This window comes from Mesorhizobium sp. B264B1B, from assembly GCF_020165765.1.
Taxonomy (GTDB): domain Bacteria; phylum Pseudomonadota; class Alphaproteobacteria; order Rhizobiales; family Rhizobiaceae; genus Mesorhizobium.
Genome location: NZ_JAIUIS010000023.1, coordinates 1 through 17,517, shown reverse-complemented (window position 1 = coordinate 17,517; position 17,517 = coordinate 1). Strand labels below are relative to the sequence as shown.

Sequence of the window (17,517 nt, the reverse complement as noted above, 5' to 3'; positions counted from 1 at the left end):
GGGCATGCTCGACATCAAACGCATCCCCGTGCCCGCGCTGGTCGGCCTGGTGCTGACGGCCCTGTTCGTGCTGGCGGCCATCTTCGCGCCGTGGCTTGCGCCGCACGGCAATGGCGAGATCGTCGGCGACGTCTGGGAGCCCATGTCGGCGGCGCACTGGCTGGGCACCGACAACCTTGGCCGCGATCTGCTGTCGCGCATGATCTATGGTGCGCGCATCACCCTTTTCATCGCAGTGCTCGCCACGGCGTTGTCCTTCTCGCTTGGCGCCATTCTCGGCTTTTCGGCGGCGGTGTTCGGCGGCTGGTTCGACACGCTGCTGTCGCGCCTCGTCGATCTTCTGATGTCGATCCCGACGCTGATCATGGGCCTTGTCGTGCTCTCGGTGCTGCCGACAAACCTGGTGACGCTGATCCTGGTGATGGGCATTCTCGACTCGACCCGCGTCTACCGCCTGTCGCGCGCGGTGGCCGTCGACATCAACGTCATGGACTATGTCGAAGCCGCCAAGCTGCGCGGCGAAGGCAGCACCTGGATCATCTTCCGCGAGATCCTGCCCAATGCGCTGTCGCCGCTGGTCTCGGAACTCGGCCTGCGCTTCATCTATGCCGTGCTGTTCCTGTCGACGCTCTCCTTTCTTGGCCTCGGCGTACAGCCGCCGGATGCCGACTGGGGCGGCATGGTCAAGGAAAACAAGGACGGCATCGTCTTCGGCATTGCCGCGGCGCTCATACCGGCGGCCGCGATCGCGGCGCTTGCGATCTCGGTCAATCTCGTCGCCGACTGGGTGCTCAACCGCACGACAAGCCTGAAAGGAGGACGCGGATGATGGCCGACAGCAAAGCGAAATCCAGCCCGCTCCTCGATATCCGCAACCTGCGCATCGAAGCCATGGTCTACCCACCGGGCGAAGCGCCAAAGACCATCACGCTCGTCCACGACGTCTCGCTGACCCTGGAAAAGGGCAAGGTGCTCGGCCTGATCGGCGAATCCGGTGCCGGCAAGTCGACCATCGGCCTGTCTTCGATGGGTTATGGGCGCGGCGGCGTGCGCATCACCGGCGGCGAGGTGCTCCTCAACGGCCGCGACATCCTCAAGGGCGGCAAGGAAGGTTTCCGCAGGCTGCGCGGCCGCGAGGTCTGCTATGTCGCGCAGTCGGCGGCAGCGGCGTTCAACCCGGCGCACAGGCTGATGGACCAGGTTGTCGAAGCCACCCTCCTGCACGGCAGGGCGACGCGCGCGGAGGCCGAGAAACGCGCCGTCGCGCTGTTCAAGAAGCTGAGCCTGCCCAATCCCGAAACCATCGGCGAGCGTTTCCCGCACCAGGTCTCCGGAGGCCAGCTGCAGCGTGTGATGACGGCGATGGCGCTGTGCTCGGAACCGGACCTGATCGTCTTCGACGAGCCGACGACGGCGCTCGACGTGACGACGCAGATCGACGTGCTGTCGGCGATCAAGGACGCCATCCGCGACACGCATGTGGCCGCGCTCTACATCACCCACGACCTCGCCGTCGTCGCCCAGGTGTCGGACGAGATCATGGTGCTGCGCCACGGCCGGCTGGTCGAATGGGGCGGCACCCGCCAGATCATCAAGGAGCCGCGCCAGGAGTACACCAACGCTCTGGTGTCAGTGCACGAGATCGAACACGCCGAGCAGAAACCCGGCGTCTCGCCATTCCTGTCCGTGAAGAACGTCACCGCCGCGTATGGCGGCGGTCATGTCAAGGTGCTGAAGAACGTCTCCGTCGATATCTATCCCGGCCAGACGCTGGCGGTGGTCGGCGAGTCCGGCTCCGGCAAGTCGACGCTGGCGCGCGCCATCACAGGGCTCCTGCCGCCCGAACAGGGCACGGTGACCTTCGACGGGCGCCCGCTTGCCAACCGGCTTGCCGACCGGCCGAAGGAGGATCTGCGGCAGCTGCAGATGATCTACCAGATGGCCGACGTGGCCATGAACCCGCGCCAGACCGTCGGCACCATCATCGGCCGGCCGCTGGAGTTCTATTTCGGCATGCGGGGACGTGAGCGCGACCGGCGCGTCGCCGAATTGCTCGACGAGATCGAGATGGGCAAAGGCTTCCTCGACCGCTATCCGGCGGAGCTGTCGGGCGGCCAGAAGCAGCGCGTCTGCATCGCCCGCTCGCTCGCCGCCAAACCGAAGCTGATCATCTGCGACGAGGTGACCTCGGCGCTCGACCCGCTGGTGGCCAACGGCATTCTCAAGCTTTTGTTGAACCTGCAGCAGCACGAGAAGGTCGCATATCTCTTCATTACCCACGACCTTGCGACGGTAAGGTCGATCGCCGATTCGATCGCGGTGATGTATCGCGGCGAGGTGGTCCGTTACGGTTCCAAAAGCAAGGTGCTCACACCGCCTTTCGATGCCTATACCGACCTCCTGCTGTCCTCGGTTCCGGAAATGGAGATCGGCTGGCTGGAAAAGGCGATCAAGGGGCGACGCATGGCGAGCGCCGGGAACTAGCCAGCGGTTCGCCAGTCAAGGAGATGACGAACGTCATCCGGATGCAACACTGGAGGGCCAGACGTCCTTCGGACGGCATCGCCTGTGTGCGGTTGTTTCAAAAAGGGGTAGGACATGAAGACTGAACTCGACCATCTCGCTGAACTCGCCGGCCAAGGCCGGATATCGCGGCGTGACTTTCTCGGGCGCACCGCGGCGCTGGGCATGTCGGCGGCGCTGGCAACGACGCTGGCCGGGAAAGCCTTCGCGCAGACGCCGGTCAAGGGCGGCATTCTCAAGGCCGGCCTGCAGGGCGGCGAATCGACCAACAGCCTCGATCCGGCGCTGAACCTCAGCCAGGTCACCTTCAGCTTCGGCAAGCAGTGGGGCGAATATCTGGTTCGCCTCACCCCCGACAACAGGTTGGTCAACCTGATCGCCGAGGACATCGGCGCTTCCCCGGATGCCAAGACCTGGACGATCAAGATCCGCGACGGCATCGAGTTCCACAATGGCAAGACGGTCGGCGCGGAGGATGTCGCGGCCACCATCGAGCGCCACGCCGACGAGAAGTCGAAGTCGGGCGCACTCGGCATTCTCAAGAACATCAAGGGCATCAAGGCCAACGGCAAGGAGGTCGTCGTCACGCTTGCCGACGCCGATGCCGACTTCCCCTATCTGATGGCCGACTATCATCTCGTCATCCAGCCCAATGGCGGCAAGGACGATCCGAACGCGGGCATCAGCGCCGGCCCCTATAAGGTGACCGTCAACCAGCCCGGCGTGCGCCATGGCGGCGAGCGCTTCGCCAATTACTGGCAGGGCGACAAGGCGGGCCATGCCGACCAGGTCGAGATCGTCGTCATCAACGATGCGACGGCGCGGCTGGCGGCCCTGCAAGGCGGCCAGGTGCACATGATCAATCGCGTCGAGCCGAAGGTGGTCGATCTCGTCAAGCGCATCCCCGGCGTCAGCATCGAGAACGTTTCGGGCAAGGGCTATTACCCGTTCAACATGTTCTGCGACACCGCGCCCTTCGACAACGGCGATCTCAGGATGGCGCTCAAGCTCGCCATGGACCGCGACGAGATGCTGGAAAAGATCCTGCGCGGCTACGGTTCGGTCGGCAATGACTTCCCGATCAACGAGGCCTATCCGCTGTTTTCGGCCATCGAACAGCGCAAGTTCGACCCGGAAAAGGCTGCAGCGCTCTACAAGAAGTCGGGCCACAGCGGCTCGATCCTGCTGCGCACCTCCGACGTCGCCTTCCCCGGGGCCGTCGATGCGGCACAGCTCTATCAGCAGAGTGCCGCCAAGGCCGGCATCAAGATCGAGATCAAGCGCGAGCCTGGCGACGGCTATTGGTCGGAGGTCTGGAACAAGCAGCCTTTCTCGCTGTCTTACTGGGGCGGGCGTGCCACGCAGGACCAGATGTATTCCACCGGCTATGTGTCGAACGCCGACTGGAACGACACGCGTTTCAAGCGGCCCGAGTTCGACAAGATGCTGTTTGCGGCGCGCGGCGAGCTCGACCAGGACAAGCGCAAGGCGATCTATCACGACATGGCCGAGCTGATGCGCGACGAAGGCGGATTGATCGTGCCTTTCTTCAACCAGTTCATCGACGCCGCCACCAACAAGATCGGCGGCTTCGCCAAGAGCCCGATCGGCGAGATGATGGACGGCTACGCGCTCGCCGAATGCTGGCTGAACGCCTGACATCAAGTTCCTGCCGAGCACGCCGCGTGTCCGTGCGACACGCGGCGTGCTCGTTCCCCCGACAATCGCATGGAGCAGCTCGTGGCGCTCAAGACCAAACTGTTGCTGATCATCCTCGACGGCGTGCCTTACCGGAACTGGCGCCGGCTGATGGGCAACCTCGAAGGCTGGGTGCAGTCGGGCGAAGCGCGGGTATGGAAGATGCGCTCGGTGCTGCCGTCGACCTCGGCCTGCTGTTATGCTTCGATCCACACCGGGGTGCCGCCGCAGGCGCATGGCATTCTTTCCAACGAGAACCGCTTCCGCGTCAGCCAGCCCGACATCTTCTCGGAGGTCACCGGGGCCGGGGGAATAACCGGCGCGGTCACCCACTCCTACTGGTCGGAGTTCTTCCGTTCCTACCCGTTCGACCTCGTCGAGGACATGGAGTATGACGAGCCGGGCGGGCCGATCACGCATGGCCGCTTCCACACCATGACCGGCTACAACGCGCGCAACCAGATGACGCCGAGCGACGTCGACCTGTTCGCCACGCTGACCATGCTGAGCAGCCGCCACGGCATCGACTACGGCATCCTGCACACTTGCACGCTGGACTCGATGGGCCACCGTTTCGGCCATGACTGTCACGAGATGGACCATGCCTGCTACGCGATGGACGGCATGCTGGCCGCTTTCCTGCCGCGCTGGCGCGACGCCGGCTATGAAGTGATCGTCACCGCCGATCACGGCCAGACCGACCGCGGCCACCATGGCGGCCATGATGAGGAGATGCAGGATTTCGCGCTGTATTATTTCGGCGCCGGCAAGGGACCGGATGCCGACACACTGCTCGACCAGCTGCAGCTGGCGCCGACGGTTCTAAGCCGACTGGGGGTGTCGGTGCCGGCGACGATGAAGGCGAAGCCTTTCCTGAGCTAGCTTCCCCTTCACCCACTGGCAAGGCTCATCTTCTTCGGTTAGCCTCCGCAAATTCCTTGGCGGAGGATGAACCTTTTTGAGCCGATCAGCGACAGAGCAGGCAGGAGCCAGGCGGCTCGATCGGTCATGACCGGCGCGATGGAGACCGATCGCGCGCTTGTCGAGCGGGTCGCGAAGGGCGACCGGGCCGCCGTGCGGCTCCTGTTCATGCGCCACCACGCGCGGATATACCGCTTCGTGGCGCGCCAGACGGGATCGGAAATGATGGCTGACGACATCGCGAACGAGGTGTTCCTCGAACTGTGGCGCCAGGCGCCGGGTTTCGAGGGACGTTCCGAAGTCTCGACATGGCTGCTCGGCATCGCCCGCTTCAAGGCTCTGTCCCTGTTGCGCAAGAAAAAGGAAGACTGGATCGACGACGAGGCCGCAGCCGCGGTGCCCGACGGCGCCGATACGCCCGAGATCGTTGCCATGAAGGAGGACAAGAGCACCGCCCTGCGCCGCTTCATCGATGCCTTGCCGCGCGAGCATCGCGTGGTCATCGATCTCGCCTATTATCAGGGGCAATCGGTGACCGAGATCGGCGAGGTGCTCGACATCCCGGTCGCGACCGTCAAGACCCGCATGTTTTATGCCCGCAAGAAACTCGGCGAAGCCCTCAAGGCCGCCGGTTACGACAGGGGGTGGCCATGAGCGCCGCTGAAAAGATGTCGCGCCGCGACGAAATGGAAACGTTGCTGCCGTTCTACCTGAACGGTTCGCTGGAAGGCTCGGAACTGGAGGCCGTCGAGGAATGGCTGGCCAGCGATCCGACGGCGATGGCCGCCCTTGGCGAGGCGGAGGCTGAATTCTCCAGCACCGCGGCCGCCAATGAGGCGATCCGTCCGCCGGCCGATGCGCTGAGCCGCTTTTCCAGGGCGCTCGATGCCGAGGCTGGCCCGGCGCGCGCCGCCGCCGGTTCGTCCTGGCTGGCGCAGGCCTGGAGCCGCTTCATGGCGCTGCCGGTCGGCGTCGCCTGGGCGGCGGCCGCGGCTCTGCTGGCGCTGGTCATGGTGCAGTCGTTCGTGCAGCCCGGCGGCAAGGGCGGCAATTTCGAGATCGCGGGCGCGCAGGACGAGATGGCGAAGATGCCGTTCGCCCTGGTCAAGTTCAGGCCCGACGCGAAAATGTCCGACATCGCCGCCTTTCTCGGCAGCAGCGGACTGAAGATCCTGGACGGACCGACCGCCGAGGGCGTGTTCCGGCTCGGCATTCCGGCCGCCAACGCGGCCGACTACACCAGGCAACTCGGCCTTGTTGCCGCCCAGCCTTTCACCGACACCGTGATCGAGGGAAGGAAACCGGCCGATGGCGGCTGAGGCGGTCATTCGATTTGCGGCAATCCTTGCGGCGGCGATGACGATCGCCACCGGGCCTGCGTCGGCGCAGGGCAACGACGCCAATGCCGACCGAAAGATCGACTGCCGCGACGGCACCGATGCGGCAGGCGCCGACTGTGGCAAGGACGGCAAGGGCGGCGGCGACAGTGACGGCGCAGCCGGTGCCGTGTTTCTTCCCGCCCTGATCGTCGACCTGTTTCCCAATCCGGCCGCTCCCGCGGCACCGGTGCCGACGCCACGGCCGGACCCGGCGGCGCCGCCCGCCGGCACGCAGGCCGGACCGCCTTCGGGCGGGCCGATCGTCTCGCCGAGCGATCTCATCGCCGTTCAGCCGCCACGCGCCGTGGCCGGCGATTTCGTGCCCGACGAGGTGCTGGTGACCGTCGATGGCGATGCGGGCGCCGTGCAGCAGATCGCCGCTTCCTTCGGCCTCGATGTGCGCTCGCAGCGGCGGTCGTTTCTGCTCGGCACCATGCTTGTGCGCTTCGGCATTCCCGACGGCCGCCCCGTCGGCGTGGTGCTGGCGCAGCTTGCCGCCGACAGCCGCACGCAGCGGCGTGAGCCCAACCATATCTATTCGCTTCAGCAGGCGGCGGGCATCGTCAACTATGCGTTCGAGCGCATCGCGCTCGACGCCAACCAGGCGAGCGGCGAGAACGTCCGCGTCGCGGTAATCGATACCGGCGTCGACGACACCAATCCGACACTGGCCGGGGTCATCGCCGGCCAGTTCGACGCTATGCCCGACGTGCCGGTCGAAGAGCGCGACCACGGCACCTCAATCGACGGGCTGATCGCCGGCGTCGGCGCGCTCAAGGGCATGGCGCCCGGCGCCAGGATCTATCACGCACGCGCCTTCGAAGGCGGCAAGTCGACAATGGACGTCATCCTCGCTGCGCTCGACTGGGCGGCCGAGCAGGACGTGCGCATCATCAATATGAGTTTCGTCGGTCCGAAGAACGACCTGCTCGGCGTCGCCTGCCGCAATGCACGCGCGCTCGGCATGGTTCTGGTCGCCGCCGCCGGCAACAACGGGCCCAAGGCGCCCTATGGCTACCCGGCCGCCTTCGACGGCGTCATCGCGGTGACCGCCACCGACGCCAGGGATGGGCTAATGCCGCAGGCCAATCGCGGCGGCTATGTCTTCATCTCGGCGCCGGGCGTCGAGATGGTGGCGCCGAGCGGAGCCGGCTCGGATGTCGTCACCGGCACATCGTTCGCCGCCGCGATCGTCTCGGGCGCCATTGCCAATCTCATCCACGCCGCGCCGGACCGCTCGGCCGACGCCATCGAAAAGGCGCTTGCCGCAACGGCCCGGGATCTCGGTTCGAAAGGGCGGGACGATGACTTCGGCTACGGGCTGCTGGACATCAAGGCCGCCGAGACGGCGAAGGAATGATCCTTGGCAACATGCTCCTAAATTCAGTCGGCTATTTGCGATGGCCGAGACGGGACGAATGCTGGACTAAACATCTAGAGGGCCGGACCCAACCGAACGGCGCTTCCATCATAGAAGCGTGACAGCCGAAAGCGGCTGAGATCATGCCCACTCGCGTTACCCTGTATCAGGTCGGAAACGACGCGACCGATTCCAGGTCCGATACCGAAGCCGTGACCACTCATTCCCGTGGCCACGAAAAGACCGACGACTGCCCGGGCGTGATCCACGACGGGGACGACATCGGGCATGGCGTCAATCATGCCTCCCCAGCCTGCCTTCAAGCGAACTGTTTCGAACTGTGGAAAAAGGCGTCTGAAATTGCGCTCTACAGAACGGAGGCCGGAGCGTTCAGCGGCCGGGTTGAGCACGCGCATTCTTTCGAAAGGACTCTGGGAATCCGGGGTCCAATCGCGCGGAATCGACCAGCTGTCAGGGTAACCCGATGGGGCGCACGGAAAGTAGCGGGTTCCGAGCGGGTTGGCCATGAGGGCGGGAAGATACTTGGTGGCGTGCCGGAATGCGTCGGGTCCCAGGTAAAGCAAATTACTGCCTCCCGGGGCGAGCGTGTATCCGCCATCCTGTCGGCGCCTGAAAGCGATGTGTTCGTCCGCTGCCGCACCTGCATAGATTTCAGGCATAGGCTCCGTTGCGGCTACGGTTACCCTGACGCTGAGTTGGGGGATGGAGACGCCGTGTCTTCTCAGGAACAGCGACGACCAGGCGCCGCCCGCGACCAGTACGCTGGAGGTTTCAATGTATCCCGCCTCGGTCCACACTCCTCTGATCCTGCCAGCTGAGATTTCGAGGGTTCGCGCTGCGCAATTCTCTATGATCTTGGCGCCTTTTCGGACGGCAAGACGAGCAAGCGCAGGTACCGCCAACCAAGGCTCCGCGCGCATGTCGGAGGGCGTCGTCATCGCGCCCTTGAACTTGCGCGACATGCCCTTGATGAGTTTCGCGGTTTCGTCCGCGTCCAGGAGGCGAGTGTCGAGCCCATGGATGGCGGCGATCTTCATGAACTCTTCGAAACCGGCCATGTCCTTGTCGGAGTTCGCCAGATAGGTCACACCTGTCTGGTCCAGCCCGATGTCTTCGCCGCATTCCTCAGCCAGTTGCCACCATAGGCGAAAAGCCTCGATGACAATTGGCAGTTCATCTGCGTCGCGCCCCTGCTTTCGAATCCAGCCCCAATTTCGGGACGATTGTTCGGCCGCAACGCGGCCTTTTTCCAGCAGCGTGACCGGAATGTTCCGCTCCGCCAGGAAAAGAGCCGTCGTTACGCCGATAATGCCGCCACCAATGATGACCACCTCCGAACGCTTCGGCGGTGGGCCAGGATGTTGGATTGGGTCCATTTCGGAGAACGGGAATATGGGCAAATTGGGCATCCAGGAGGGCTGGTTGATGGCTTTGGCTTACTGGTTGCCACCCTCTAAAAGCCAAAGCAAGCGCGGTGCAGGCAGACCACTATCCATGACACTGCAATCGATCTTCCGGCAACGCCCGCAAGCGGTCGAACTCGGCCCCTCGGAGCGATTGGCTCTAACCCTAGGCAGGCGCTCCGGCAACCGACCCCCTGATCACCAGGTCGACCGGCCAGACCTCGCCGCGCGGGCCCTCCTCCAGGCCCGATATCCGTGCGGCCAGACGCTCGGCGATGCGGGCGCCGGCGAGCCGGATCGAGGAGCGCGTCGTCGACAGCGGTACGGAGAAATTCTCCGGCTTCAGCCATGGGAAGACGTCGTCATGTGCAATTAATGAGATGTCGCCGGGGATGCTCAGGCCGAGGTCGCGCACGGCGCGCACGACGCCGAGCGCCATGATCAGGCTGGAGCAGGCGATCGCGGTCGGCGCGCCGTCCTGTTCGAGCAGGCGCCGGGCGGCGCGATAGCCGTTCTCCTCGGTCATGGCAACGGAGCAGACATGGCGGTCGCCCAAGGTCAGGCCGCTCGCGGCGAGCGCCCGGCGCACGCCTCGCTCGCGATGCACGGCGAAGGTTTCGCGGTCATCGCCATTAATCAGCGCCAGCCGCCGGTGGCCGAGCTGGACGAGCAGCCGTGCCGCCTCGTGAAAGGCGCCCTCATTGTCGATGTCGAGATAGGGATAATCGAAATCGAAACCTTCGCTGCGGCCATGGATGATGAAGGGTATGCCAAGCGTGTTGACCAGCGCCACGCGCCGGTCGGCCGGCGTCGGCGAGGAGATGTAGACGGCGTCGACCTGGCGGTTGGCGACGATGCGCCGGTAAGTCGTCTCCTGGTCGTCGGCGTCGGCGGGAGACAGCACCAGGTCGAGCTCGTGCGAGCGCGCATAATCGCCAAGGCCAGACAGGAATTCGACGAAGTGCGGGTCGATGTCGACGGCAGCACCCGTCGGCAAGACATAGCCGATCATTCCGGACTTGCCGGTCGCAAGCCGGCGTGCGCTCGGATTGGGGCGATAGCCATGGCGCTTGGCGGCGTCCATGACGCGCCGGCGCGTCTCTTCGTTGACCTCGGGATAGCCGTTCAGCGCCCGGCTTACCGTGGTCTGCGAAAGCGCCAGCATGTGCGCGAGTTGCTTCAGGTTCACGAGAGGGCTCCATGCCTCAAAGCGCTTTCAAATTGAATCGACCCAAGCCCTGCGGCAGGCCCGTCATATCATGGCGACCATAGGCAGGCTTGGTGCAGGTTTGAAACATAAATTGCTGCTGCACTGCCAAAAAAGCATGCTGTAGCGCGATTTTCCAGGCGCCAGACTCCGGAACTAAATCGATTAAGTTACCACGCCTCTTGACTTCTGGACGATTCAATGGCGAGATCGAAATAGCCAAAGCGCTTTGGAAGACTCTTCGAAAGGTTGCGGTTCCTTTCCGACTGAGTCACAGTCCTGCGGCGTCGGCGGGCGGAATGGAGGTTCCGTCCGGTGTTTGTGACCCACTGGGAGGGAATACCGATGAAGAAAATGCTTTTGCTGGGCGCCGCGCTTGCCGTGCTCGCCCTCGGCGCGCCCGCGCAGGCCGAACTGAAATTCAAGCCGGGCGACGACAAGCGTTTCAACTGGGCAAACTACGAAGAGCTCAAGAAAGTCGACCTCAAGGGGGAGACCCTGTCGATCTTCGGGCCATGGCGCGGCGAGGACGAGACCCTGGTGCGCGGCGTACTCGATTATTTCTCGGAAGCCACCGGCGCCGAGATCAAATATTCCTCCTCGGAAAATTACGAGCAGCAGATCGTCATCGACACGCAGGCCGGCAGCCCGCCCAACATCGCCGTTCTGCCGCAACCCGGCCTGATCCAGGACCTTGCTTCCAAGGGTCTCTTGACGCCGCTCGGCGACGATACCGCCAAATGGGTCAAGGACAATTACGGCGCCGGCCAGTCATGGGTCGACCTCGGCACCTTCAAGGACAAGGACGGTAAGCCGGGCTTCTTCGCCTTCCCCTACAAGGCCGACGTGAAGTCGCTGGTCTGGTACTCGCCGGACAATTTCGAGGAAGCCGGCTACAAGGTGCCGAAGACGCAGGAAGAACTCGCCGATCTCGAGAAGAAGATTATCGCCGACGGCGGCACGCCGTGGTGCATCGGGCTCGGCTCGGGCGGCGCCACCGGCTGGCCGGCGACGGACTGGGTGGAAGACCTGATGCTGCGCACGCAGTCTCCGGAAACCTACGACAAATGGGTCAAGAACGAGATCCCCTTCAACGACCCGGCCGTGGTCAATGCAATCGACATCTTCGGCAAGATCGCGACCGACGACAAGATGGTCGATGGCGGCGCCAAGGCGGTCGCGGCGACCGATTTCCGCGACAGCCCCAAGGGCCTCTTCGCGGTGCCGCCGAAATGCTACCTGCACCATCAGGCGTCGTTCATCCCGACTTTCTTCCCGGAAGGCACGAAAATCGGCCAGGACGCGGACTTCTTCTACTTTCCGCCCTATGCGTCCAAGCCCGAACTCGGCACTCCCGTGCTCGGCGCCGGAACGCTGGCGATGATCACCAAGGACTCGAAGGCCGCCCGCGCGTTCATCGAATTCCTTAAGATGCCGCTGGCCCATGAGATCTGGATGGCCGAAGGCGGTTTCGTGACGCCGTTCAAGGCGGTCAACAAGGATGCCTATGCCAGCGATGCGCTGCGCAAGCAGGGCGAGATCCTGGCCAATGCCTCGACTTTCCGTTTCGACGGGTCGGACTTGATGCCGGGCAAGATCGGCGCCGGCGCCTTCTGGACCGGCATGATCGACCTGGTCGGCGGCAAGTCGGCGCAGGACGTCGCCACCGACATCCAGAAGAGCTGGGACGCGATCAAGTAAGAGCCGCACCCGCGGAGGCCTAGGCTTCCACCTCCCGAGCGGATCCGGGCCAGTTGGCCCGGATCCGACCGGCCCCATCGCAACATCCCAGCCCGGCCAACCGGGACGGGTCAGATCCAGTCGTGACAGCGTAGACATTCCGGCATGCGGCGGGCACGGAGCCACACGCTTCCCTGCCTGCCCGCGCTCAACAACGAGATCGGCGCGCGGCGCAATCGCAAGGATCGTTTCCATCCTGGCGGGTCGTGCAGGGAGAGGGACCCATGGCGGCTCAGATTTTCTCGGCCATATTCGTCATCATCATCGGCGTCGGCGGCTGCGTCGCCTATTTCTGGGGCGCCAACAAACTGCTCGATGTCACCTTTCCCTCGCGCGGCGTCTCGGGTGCCGCCGCCGTCGACAATCTGCGCCGGCAAGGGCTGATCCGGCCCTGGCTGTTCGTCGGTCCGGCGATGATCATCCTGACCATCTATCTCATCTATCCGGTGGTCGAGACGCTGCGGCTGTCCTTCCTCGATCGCGGCGGCGCCAATTTCGTCGGCCTGGCCAATTATCAATGGGCTTTCGGCGACCGCGAGTTTCGCAATTCGATCCTCAACAATGTGCTCTGGCTGGCCGTAGTGCCCGCCGCCTGTACCTTCCTTGGCCTGATCATCGCCGTGCTTACCGACAAGATCTGGTGGGGCACGATCGCCAAGAGCCTGATCTTCCTGCCGCTGGCGATCTCCTTCGTCGGCGCCAGCGTCATCTGGAAATTCATTTATGAGTATCGCGGCGAAGGCCAGACGCAGATCGGAATCCTGAACGCCATCATCCAGCATTTCGGCGGCCAGCCGCAGGTCTGGATATCGCTGCCGTTCTGGAACAATTTCTTCCTGATGGTGATCCTGATCTGGATCCAGACCGGCTTTGCCATGGTCATCCTGTCTTCGGCGCTGCGCGGCATTCCGGAAGAGACGCTGGAAGCCGCCGTCATCGACGGTGCCAATCCGTTCCAGATCTTCTGGAAAATCATGGTGCCGCAGATTTGGGGCACCATCGCCGTGGTCTGGACCACAATCACCATCCTGGTGCTCAAGGTATTCGACATTGTCCTGACCATGACCAACGGCCAATGGAACAGCCAGGTGCTGGCCAATCTGATGTTCGACTGGATGTTCCGTGGCGGCGGTGATTTCGGCCGCGGCGCGACAATCGCCATCATCATCATGATCGCGGTCATTCCGATCATGGTCTGGAACATACGCCAGGCCAACAAAGAGACGGGAGGACATTGAGATGACCGTCGCGACCGGAAACTCCTTCGCCAGCCGCTTCGGCGTTCACATCGCCGTGCTGGTCTTCGTTGCGATCTGGACCATGCCGACGCTCGGCATCCTGGTATCGTCGCTGCGCGACAAGGACCAGATCATCGCCTCGGGCTGGTGGAACTCGTTCGCAAGTTCGACCCAGACCGAAGCTGGACGCCTGCCGCCCGCCTCGGCGCAGGTCGAGAAGGACGGCAAGTTCGTCCTCCAGGGCAACATTTTCGGCGATGGCGCCAAGCGCGAGATCAGCGCCTTCGGCGTCAAGTCGGCGGCACCGACACAATATCCGGCCGGCACATCGGCCGATCTCGGCGATGGCGTTACCTTGCAGCTCAATGCCGACGGCAGCTTCGTCATGACCTCGCCCAAGGCGTTCGAGGGCGACCGCGGCCAGCGCGTCTACTATGCCTCCTCGGCGCCGCCGAAATTCACCACCGACAATTACAGGACCGTGCTGTTTTCGGAAGGCATCGGCCGCTCCTTCATGAACTCGCTGACCGTCACTATCCCGGCGACCGTCATCCCGATCCTCATCGCCGCCTTTGCGGCTTACGCTCTGGCCTGGATGCGCTTTCCCGGGCGCGCGCTTCTGATCGCGGTCATCATCGGCCTGCTGGTGGTGCCGCTGCAGATGTCGCTGATCCCGCTGTTGAAGCTCTATAACGGCGTCGGCGCCTTCTTCGGCGTGCCCTCCAAGACCTATCTCGGCATCTGGCTGGCGCATACCGGCTTCGGACTGCCCTTCGCCATCTACCTCTTGCGGAGCTACATTGCCGGCCTGCCGCGCGAGATCATGGAATCGGCGCGCATCGACGGCGCCAGCGATTTCGAGATATTCGTCAAGATCGTGCTGCCGCTGTCATTTCCCGTGCTGGCGTCCTTCGCCATCTTCCAGTTCCTGTGGGTATGGAACGATCTCCTGGTGGCGATGGTTTTCCTTGGCACGGAGGCGGATCAGATCGTGCTGACCGCCAAGCTCAATGCCTTGCTCGGCTCGCGTGGCGGCGACTGGGAGATCCTGACGACGTCGGCTTTCGTGACCATCATCGTGCCGCTGATCGTGTTCTTCTCTTTGCAGCGCTATTTCGTCCGCGGGCTGCTCGCAGGCTCGGTGAAAGGAGGCTGAAACCATGCAATCCGCTTTGAAAGCCAGTTCGAGGCCCGATCTCGCCGTCGATAGCGACTGGTGGCGAGGTGCCGTGATCTACCAGATCTATCCGCGCAGCTACCAGGACTCGAATGGCGACGGCATCGGCGACCTCAAGGGGATCATCGGGCGGCTGCCCTATATCGCCGCGCTCGGCGCGGACGCCATCTGGATCTCGCCCTTCTTCAAATCGCCGATGAAGGATTTCGGCTACGACGTCTCGGATTACTGCGACGTCGACCCGATGTTCGGCACGCTGGCCGATTTCGACGCGCTGACGGCGGAGGCGCACAGGCTGGGGCTGAAGGTGATGATCGACGAGGTGCTGTCGCACACCGCCGACATCCATCCCTGGTTCAGGGAAAGCCGATCGAACCGCAGTAATCCGAAAGCCGACTGGTACGTCTGGGCCGATCCCAGGCCGGACGGCACGCCGCCCAACAACTGGCTGTCGATCTTCGGCGGATCGGCCTGGCAATGGGACACCAGCCGCCAGCAATACTACCTGCACAACTTTCTCGCGGAACAGCCGGACCTCAATTTCCACAACGGCGAAGTCCAGGACGCGCTGCTCGACGTGACCCGCTTCTGGCTGGAGCGCGGTGTCGACGGGTTCCGCCTCGACACCATCAATTTCTACTTCCACAGCCAGGGGCTGGAAAACAACCCGCCGCTGCCGCCGGAGCAGCGCAACGACCAGACCGCACCCGCGGTCAATCCCTACAACTACCAAGACCACATCTACGACAAGAGCCGTCCGGAGAACCTCGGCTTCCTCGAACGCTTCCGCGCCCTGCTCGACGAATATCCGGCAACGGCCGCGGTCGGCGAGGTCGGCGATTCACAGCGCGGACTGGACGTTGTCGCGGCCTATACAGCCGGCGGCAAGCGCGTGCACATGTGCTATTCCTTCGACTTCCTGGCGCCGGAAAAGATCAGCGCCGCCAAGGTCCGTTCGGTGCTGGAAACCTTTGGCAAGGTTGCCAGCGACGGCTGGTCGTGTTGGGCCTTCTCCAACCATGACGTGATGCGCCCGGCCTCGCGCTGGGCCGCCAACGAAGCCGACCCGACCGCGTATCTCAAGGTTATCTCGGCATTGCTGATGTCCTTGCGCGGCTCGGTCTGCATCTATCAGGGCGAGGAACTGGGGCTCGGCGAAGCCGAATTGCGGTTCGAGGATCTGCAAGATCCCTACGGCATCCGTTTCTGGCCGGAATTCAAGGGTCGCGACGGCTGCCGCACGCCGATGGTGTGGGACGGCAGCGCCAGGAACGGCGGCTTCTCCCAGGCAAAGCCGTGGCTGCCGGTGCCGGCCAAGCACCTGTCGCAAGCCGTCAATGTCCAGCAAGGCGACGAGCATTCGCTGCTCGAACACTACCGGCGCTTTCTCGGCTTCCGCCGCGCCCATCCGGCGCTGGCCAAGGGCGATATCAGTTTCATCGAGAGCCAGGGCGACACTGTCGCCTTCACGCGCCGCGCCGGCAACGAGCAGATCGTCTGCGTCTTCAACCTGGGATCCGGGCCAGCGGAGGTTGACCTTGGCGGTCGATCGCTGCAACCTTTGCCCGGACACGGATTTTCGGGACAGCAGAGCTCCGGCTCCATCCGCCTCGGCGGCTACGGCGCCTGGTTCGGGCGCATCGACTGAATTCTAGGGACCACTGGAGGGAAACATGGCCGATGTCACGCTGAGGCAAGTGAAGAAATCATACGGCAATCTCAACATTCTGCACGGCATCGACCTCGACATCAAATCGGGCGAGTTCATCGTCTTCGTCGGGCCGTCGGGTTGCGGCAAGTCGACATTGCTGCGCTCGATCGCAGGGCTCGAGGAGATCACCTCGGGCGAGCTCAGAATAGCCGGCGAGGTGGTCAACGACGTGCCGCCGTCGAAACGCGGCATCGCCATGGTGTTCCAGTCCTACGCGCTCTATCCGCATATGACGGTCTACGACAACATGGCGTTTTCGATGAAGATCGGCAAGGAAAGCAAGGCCGAGATAGACAAGCGCGTGCGCCAGGCGGCAGAGATCCTGCAGCTGACCAACTATCTCGACCGCCTCCCCAAGGCGATGTCGGGCGGCCAGCGCCAGCGCGTGGCCATCGGCCGCGCCATCGTGCGCAACCCGAAGGTGTTCCTGTTCGACGAACCGCTGTCGAACCTCGACGCCGCGCTGCGCGTCGCCACCCGCATCGAGATCGCCAAGCTCAAGGAATCGATGCCCAACACCACCATGATCTATGTCACCCACGACCAGGTCGAGGCGATGACGCTGGCCGACCGCATCGTGGTGCTGAAGGAGGGCCATATCGAGCAGGTCGGCACGCCGATGGAACTCTACAAGAAACCCGGCAATCTGTTCGTTGCCCAGTTCATCGGCTCGCCGGCCATGAACATCCTGCCGGCGACCATCGACAAATCGGGCAATCCGACCGTCATCAGTCATGTCGGCGGCCGCAAGGCTACGGTGCCGATCGCGACGCCGGCCTCGGCCAAGGGCGCGTCGGTGAGCTTCGGCGTGCGGCCGGAGGACCTGACGATCGCCGGCGGCACGGACTATCTGTTCGAAGGAACGGTGGATTATGTCGAGCAGCTCGGCGAGGTGCAACTCGTCTATGTCGACATCGGCCGCGCCGACCTGCCGCTGGTGACCAAGCTGCCGGGCAATGTCGAGGTCAAGCGCGGGGCGACACTGCGGCTGAGCGCCGACGCCGGAGACCTTCATATCTTCGACGCGGATGGACGATCCTTCGCGCTGCACGAGACGGAAGCGAAAGCGGCCTGAGAGCAGGCCATGAATTAATTGCCGGTCACGCAAAAACAGGAGCGGGGGGGGGGGGGGGGGGGGG

The 17,517-nt window shown here is 63.8% G+C and carries 15 protein-coding genes; 12 read left to right on the top strand and 3 right to left on the bottom strand.

The annotated features are described in order from the left end of the window. Nucleotides 1-4: 4 nt before the first annotated feature. The 7 genes from LB547_RS30465 (at nt 5) to LB547_RS30435 (ending at nt 7,881) form a co-directional block, all read left to right on the top strand. Entirely contained in the window at nt 5-829 is an 825-nt protein-coding gene (locus LB547_RS30465; protein WP_140501190.1) for an ABC transporter permease, read from the top strand. Continuing rightward, nucleotides 829-2,484, top strand: a complete 1,656-nt coding sequence (locus tag LB547_RS30460) for an ABC transporter ATP-binding protein (RefSeq protein ID WP_140501254.1) — start codon at nt 829-831, stop codon at nt 2,482-2,484. Before LB547_RS30465 ends, LB547_RS30460 begins: the two co-directional genes overlap by 1 nt. 114 nt (nt 2,485-2,598) lie before the next feature. Then, a complete protein-coding gene (locus tag LB547_RS30455; RefSeq protein ID WP_140633675.1) occupies nt 2,599-4,182 on the top strand; it encodes an ABC transporter substrate-binding protein in 1,584 nt (527 codons plus the stop codon). A gap of 81 nt (nt 4,183-4,263) precedes the next feature. Beyond that, nucleotides 4,264-5,103: an alkaline phosphatase family protein gene (locus LB547_RS30450; protein ID WP_140501194.1), complete on the top strand. Its 840-nt coding sequence runs from the start codon at nt 4,264-4,266 to the stop codon at nt 5,101-5,103. A 126-nt stretch (nt 5,104-5,229) separates the two neighbouring features. Then, a complete protein-coding gene (locus tag LB547_RS30445; RefSeq protein ID WP_140512795.1) occupies nt 5,230-5,796 on the top strand; it encodes a sigma-70 family RNA polymerase sigma factor in 567 nt (188 codons plus the stop codon). Further along, nucleotides 5,793-6,461, top strand: a complete 669-nt coding sequence (locus LB547_RS30440; RefSeq protein WP_140501198.1) for an anti-sigma factor — start codon at nt 5,793-5,795, stop codon at nt 6,459-6,461. The genes LB547_RS30445 and LB547_RS30440 overlap by 4 nt, the downstream gene beginning before the upstream one ends. After that, entirely contained in the window at nt 6,451-7,881 is a 1,431-nt protein-coding gene (locus LB547_RS30435; RefSeq protein ID WP_140633678.1) for a S8 family serine peptidase, read from the top strand. Before LB547_RS30440 ends, LB547_RS30435 begins: the two co-directional genes overlap by 11 nt. Nucleotides 7,882-7,955: 74 nt before the next feature. On the opposite strand, the gene LB547_RS30430 is transcribed toward LB547_RS30435, so the two are convergent. From LB547_RS30430 to LB547_RS30420, 3 genes are all read right to left on the bottom strand, one after another. Further along, entirely contained in the window at nt 7,956-9,302 is a 1,347-nt protein-coding gene (locus tag LB547_RS30430; protein WP_140763867.1) for an NAD(P)/FAD-dependent oxidoreductase, read from the bottom strand. 169 nt (nt 9,303-9,471) lie between these two features. Beyond that, entirely contained in the window at nt 9,472-10,494 is a 1,023-nt protein-coding gene (locus LB547_RS30425) for a LacI family DNA-binding transcriptional regulator (protein ID WP_140501204.1), read from the bottom strand. Between the two features lie 16 nt (nt 10,495-10,510). Then, nucleotides 10,511-10,735, bottom strand: coding sequence for a hypothetical protein (locus LB547_RS30420; RefSeq protein WP_140559801.1), 225 nt, complete (start codon nt 10,733-10,735; stop codon nt 10,511-10,513). A 122-nt stretch (nt 10,736-10,857) separates the two neighbouring features. Here LB547_RS30420 and LB547_RS30415 point away from each other — a divergent pair, with 122 nt between their 5' ends. The 5 genes from LB547_RS30415 (at nt 10,858) to LB547_RS30395 (ending at nt 17,453) form a co-directional block, all read left to right on the top strand. Then, nucleotides 10,858-12,213 carry an ABC transporter substrate-binding protein gene (locus tag LB547_RS30415; RefSeq protein WP_140501208.1) on the top strand — a complete coding sequence of 452 codons (1,356 nt, stop codon included), beginning with the start codon at nt 10,858-10,860 and terminating at the stop codon, nt 12,211-12,213. 263 nt (nt 12,214-12,476) lie between these two features. Beyond that, the gene (locus tag LB547_RS30410; protein WP_140501210.1) at nt 12,477-13,490 is read left to right on the top strand and encodes a carbohydrate ABC transporter permease; all 1,014 of its coding nucleotides are present in this window, start codon (nt 12,477-12,479) and stop codon (nt 13,488-13,490) included. Nucleotide 13,491: 1 nt separating this feature from the next. Beyond that, complete coding sequence (locus tag LB547_RS30405; RefSeq protein ID WP_140501212.1) at nt 13,492-14,646, top strand: carbohydrate ABC transporter permease; 1,155 nt, start codon at nt 13,492-13,494, stop codon at nt 14,644-14,646. A gap of 4 nt (nt 14,647-14,650) precedes the next feature. After that, nucleotides 14,651-16,315: an alpha-glucosidase gene (locus LB547_RS30400; RefSeq protein ID WP_140512788.1), complete on the top strand. Its 1,665-nt coding sequence runs from the start codon at nt 14,651-14,653 to the stop codon at nt 16,313-16,315. Between the two features lie 25 nt (nt 16,316-16,340). Next, a complete protein-coding gene (locus LB547_RS30395) occupies nt 16,341-17,453 on the top strand; it encodes an ABC transporter ATP-binding protein (protein WP_140501216.1) in 1,113 nt (370 codons plus the stop codon). The last annotated feature ends 64 nt before the right edge of the window (nt 17,454-17,517 follow it).

Excerpts from the sequence above, each read along its gene's own strand:
- LB547_RS30465 (WP_140501190.1), top strand. The coding sequence starts at position 5 with ATGCTCGACATCAAACGCATCCCCGTGCCCGCGCTGGTCGGCCTGGTG.
- LB547_RS30460 (WP_140501254.1), top strand. The coding sequence starts at position 829 with ATGGCCGACAGCAAAGCGAAATCCAGCCCGCTCCTCGATATCCGCAAC.
- LB547_RS30455 (WP_140633675.1), top strand. The coding sequence starts at position 2,599 with ATGAAGACTGAACTCGACCATCTCGCTGAACTCGCCGGCCAAGGCCGG.
- LB547_RS30445 (WP_140512795.1), top strand. The coding sequence starts at position 5,230 with ATGACCGGCGCGATGGAGACCGATCGCGCGCTTGTCGAGCGGGTCGCG.
- LB547_RS30440 (WP_140501198.1), top strand. The coding sequence starts at position 5,793 with ATGAGCGCCGCTGAAAAGATGTCGCGCCGCGACGAAATGGAAACGTTG.
- LB547_RS30435 (WP_140633678.1), top strand. The coding sequence starts at position 6,451 with ATGGCGGCTGAGGCGGTCATTCGATTTGCGGCAATCCTTGCGGCGGCG.
- LB547_RS30415 (WP_140501208.1), top strand. The coding sequence starts at position 10,858 with ATGAAGAAAATGCTTTTGCTGGGCGCCGCGCTTGCCGTGCTCGCCCTC.
- LB547_RS30410 (WP_140501210.1), top strand. The coding sequence starts at position 12,477 with ATGGCGGCTCAGATTTTCTCGGCCATATTCGTCATCATCATCGGCGTC.
- LB547_RS30405 (WP_140501212.1), top strand. The coding sequence starts at position 13,492 with ATGACCGTCGCGACCGGAAACTCCTTCGCCAGCCGCTTCGGCGTTCAC.
- LB547_RS30400 (WP_140512788.1), top strand. The coding sequence starts at position 14,651 with ATGCAATCCGCTTTGAAAGCCAGTTCGAGGCCCGATCTCGCCGTCGAT.
- LB547_RS30395 (WP_140501216.1), top strand. The coding sequence starts at position 16,341 with ATGGCCGATGTCACGCTGAGGCAAGTGAAGAAATCATACGGCAATCTC.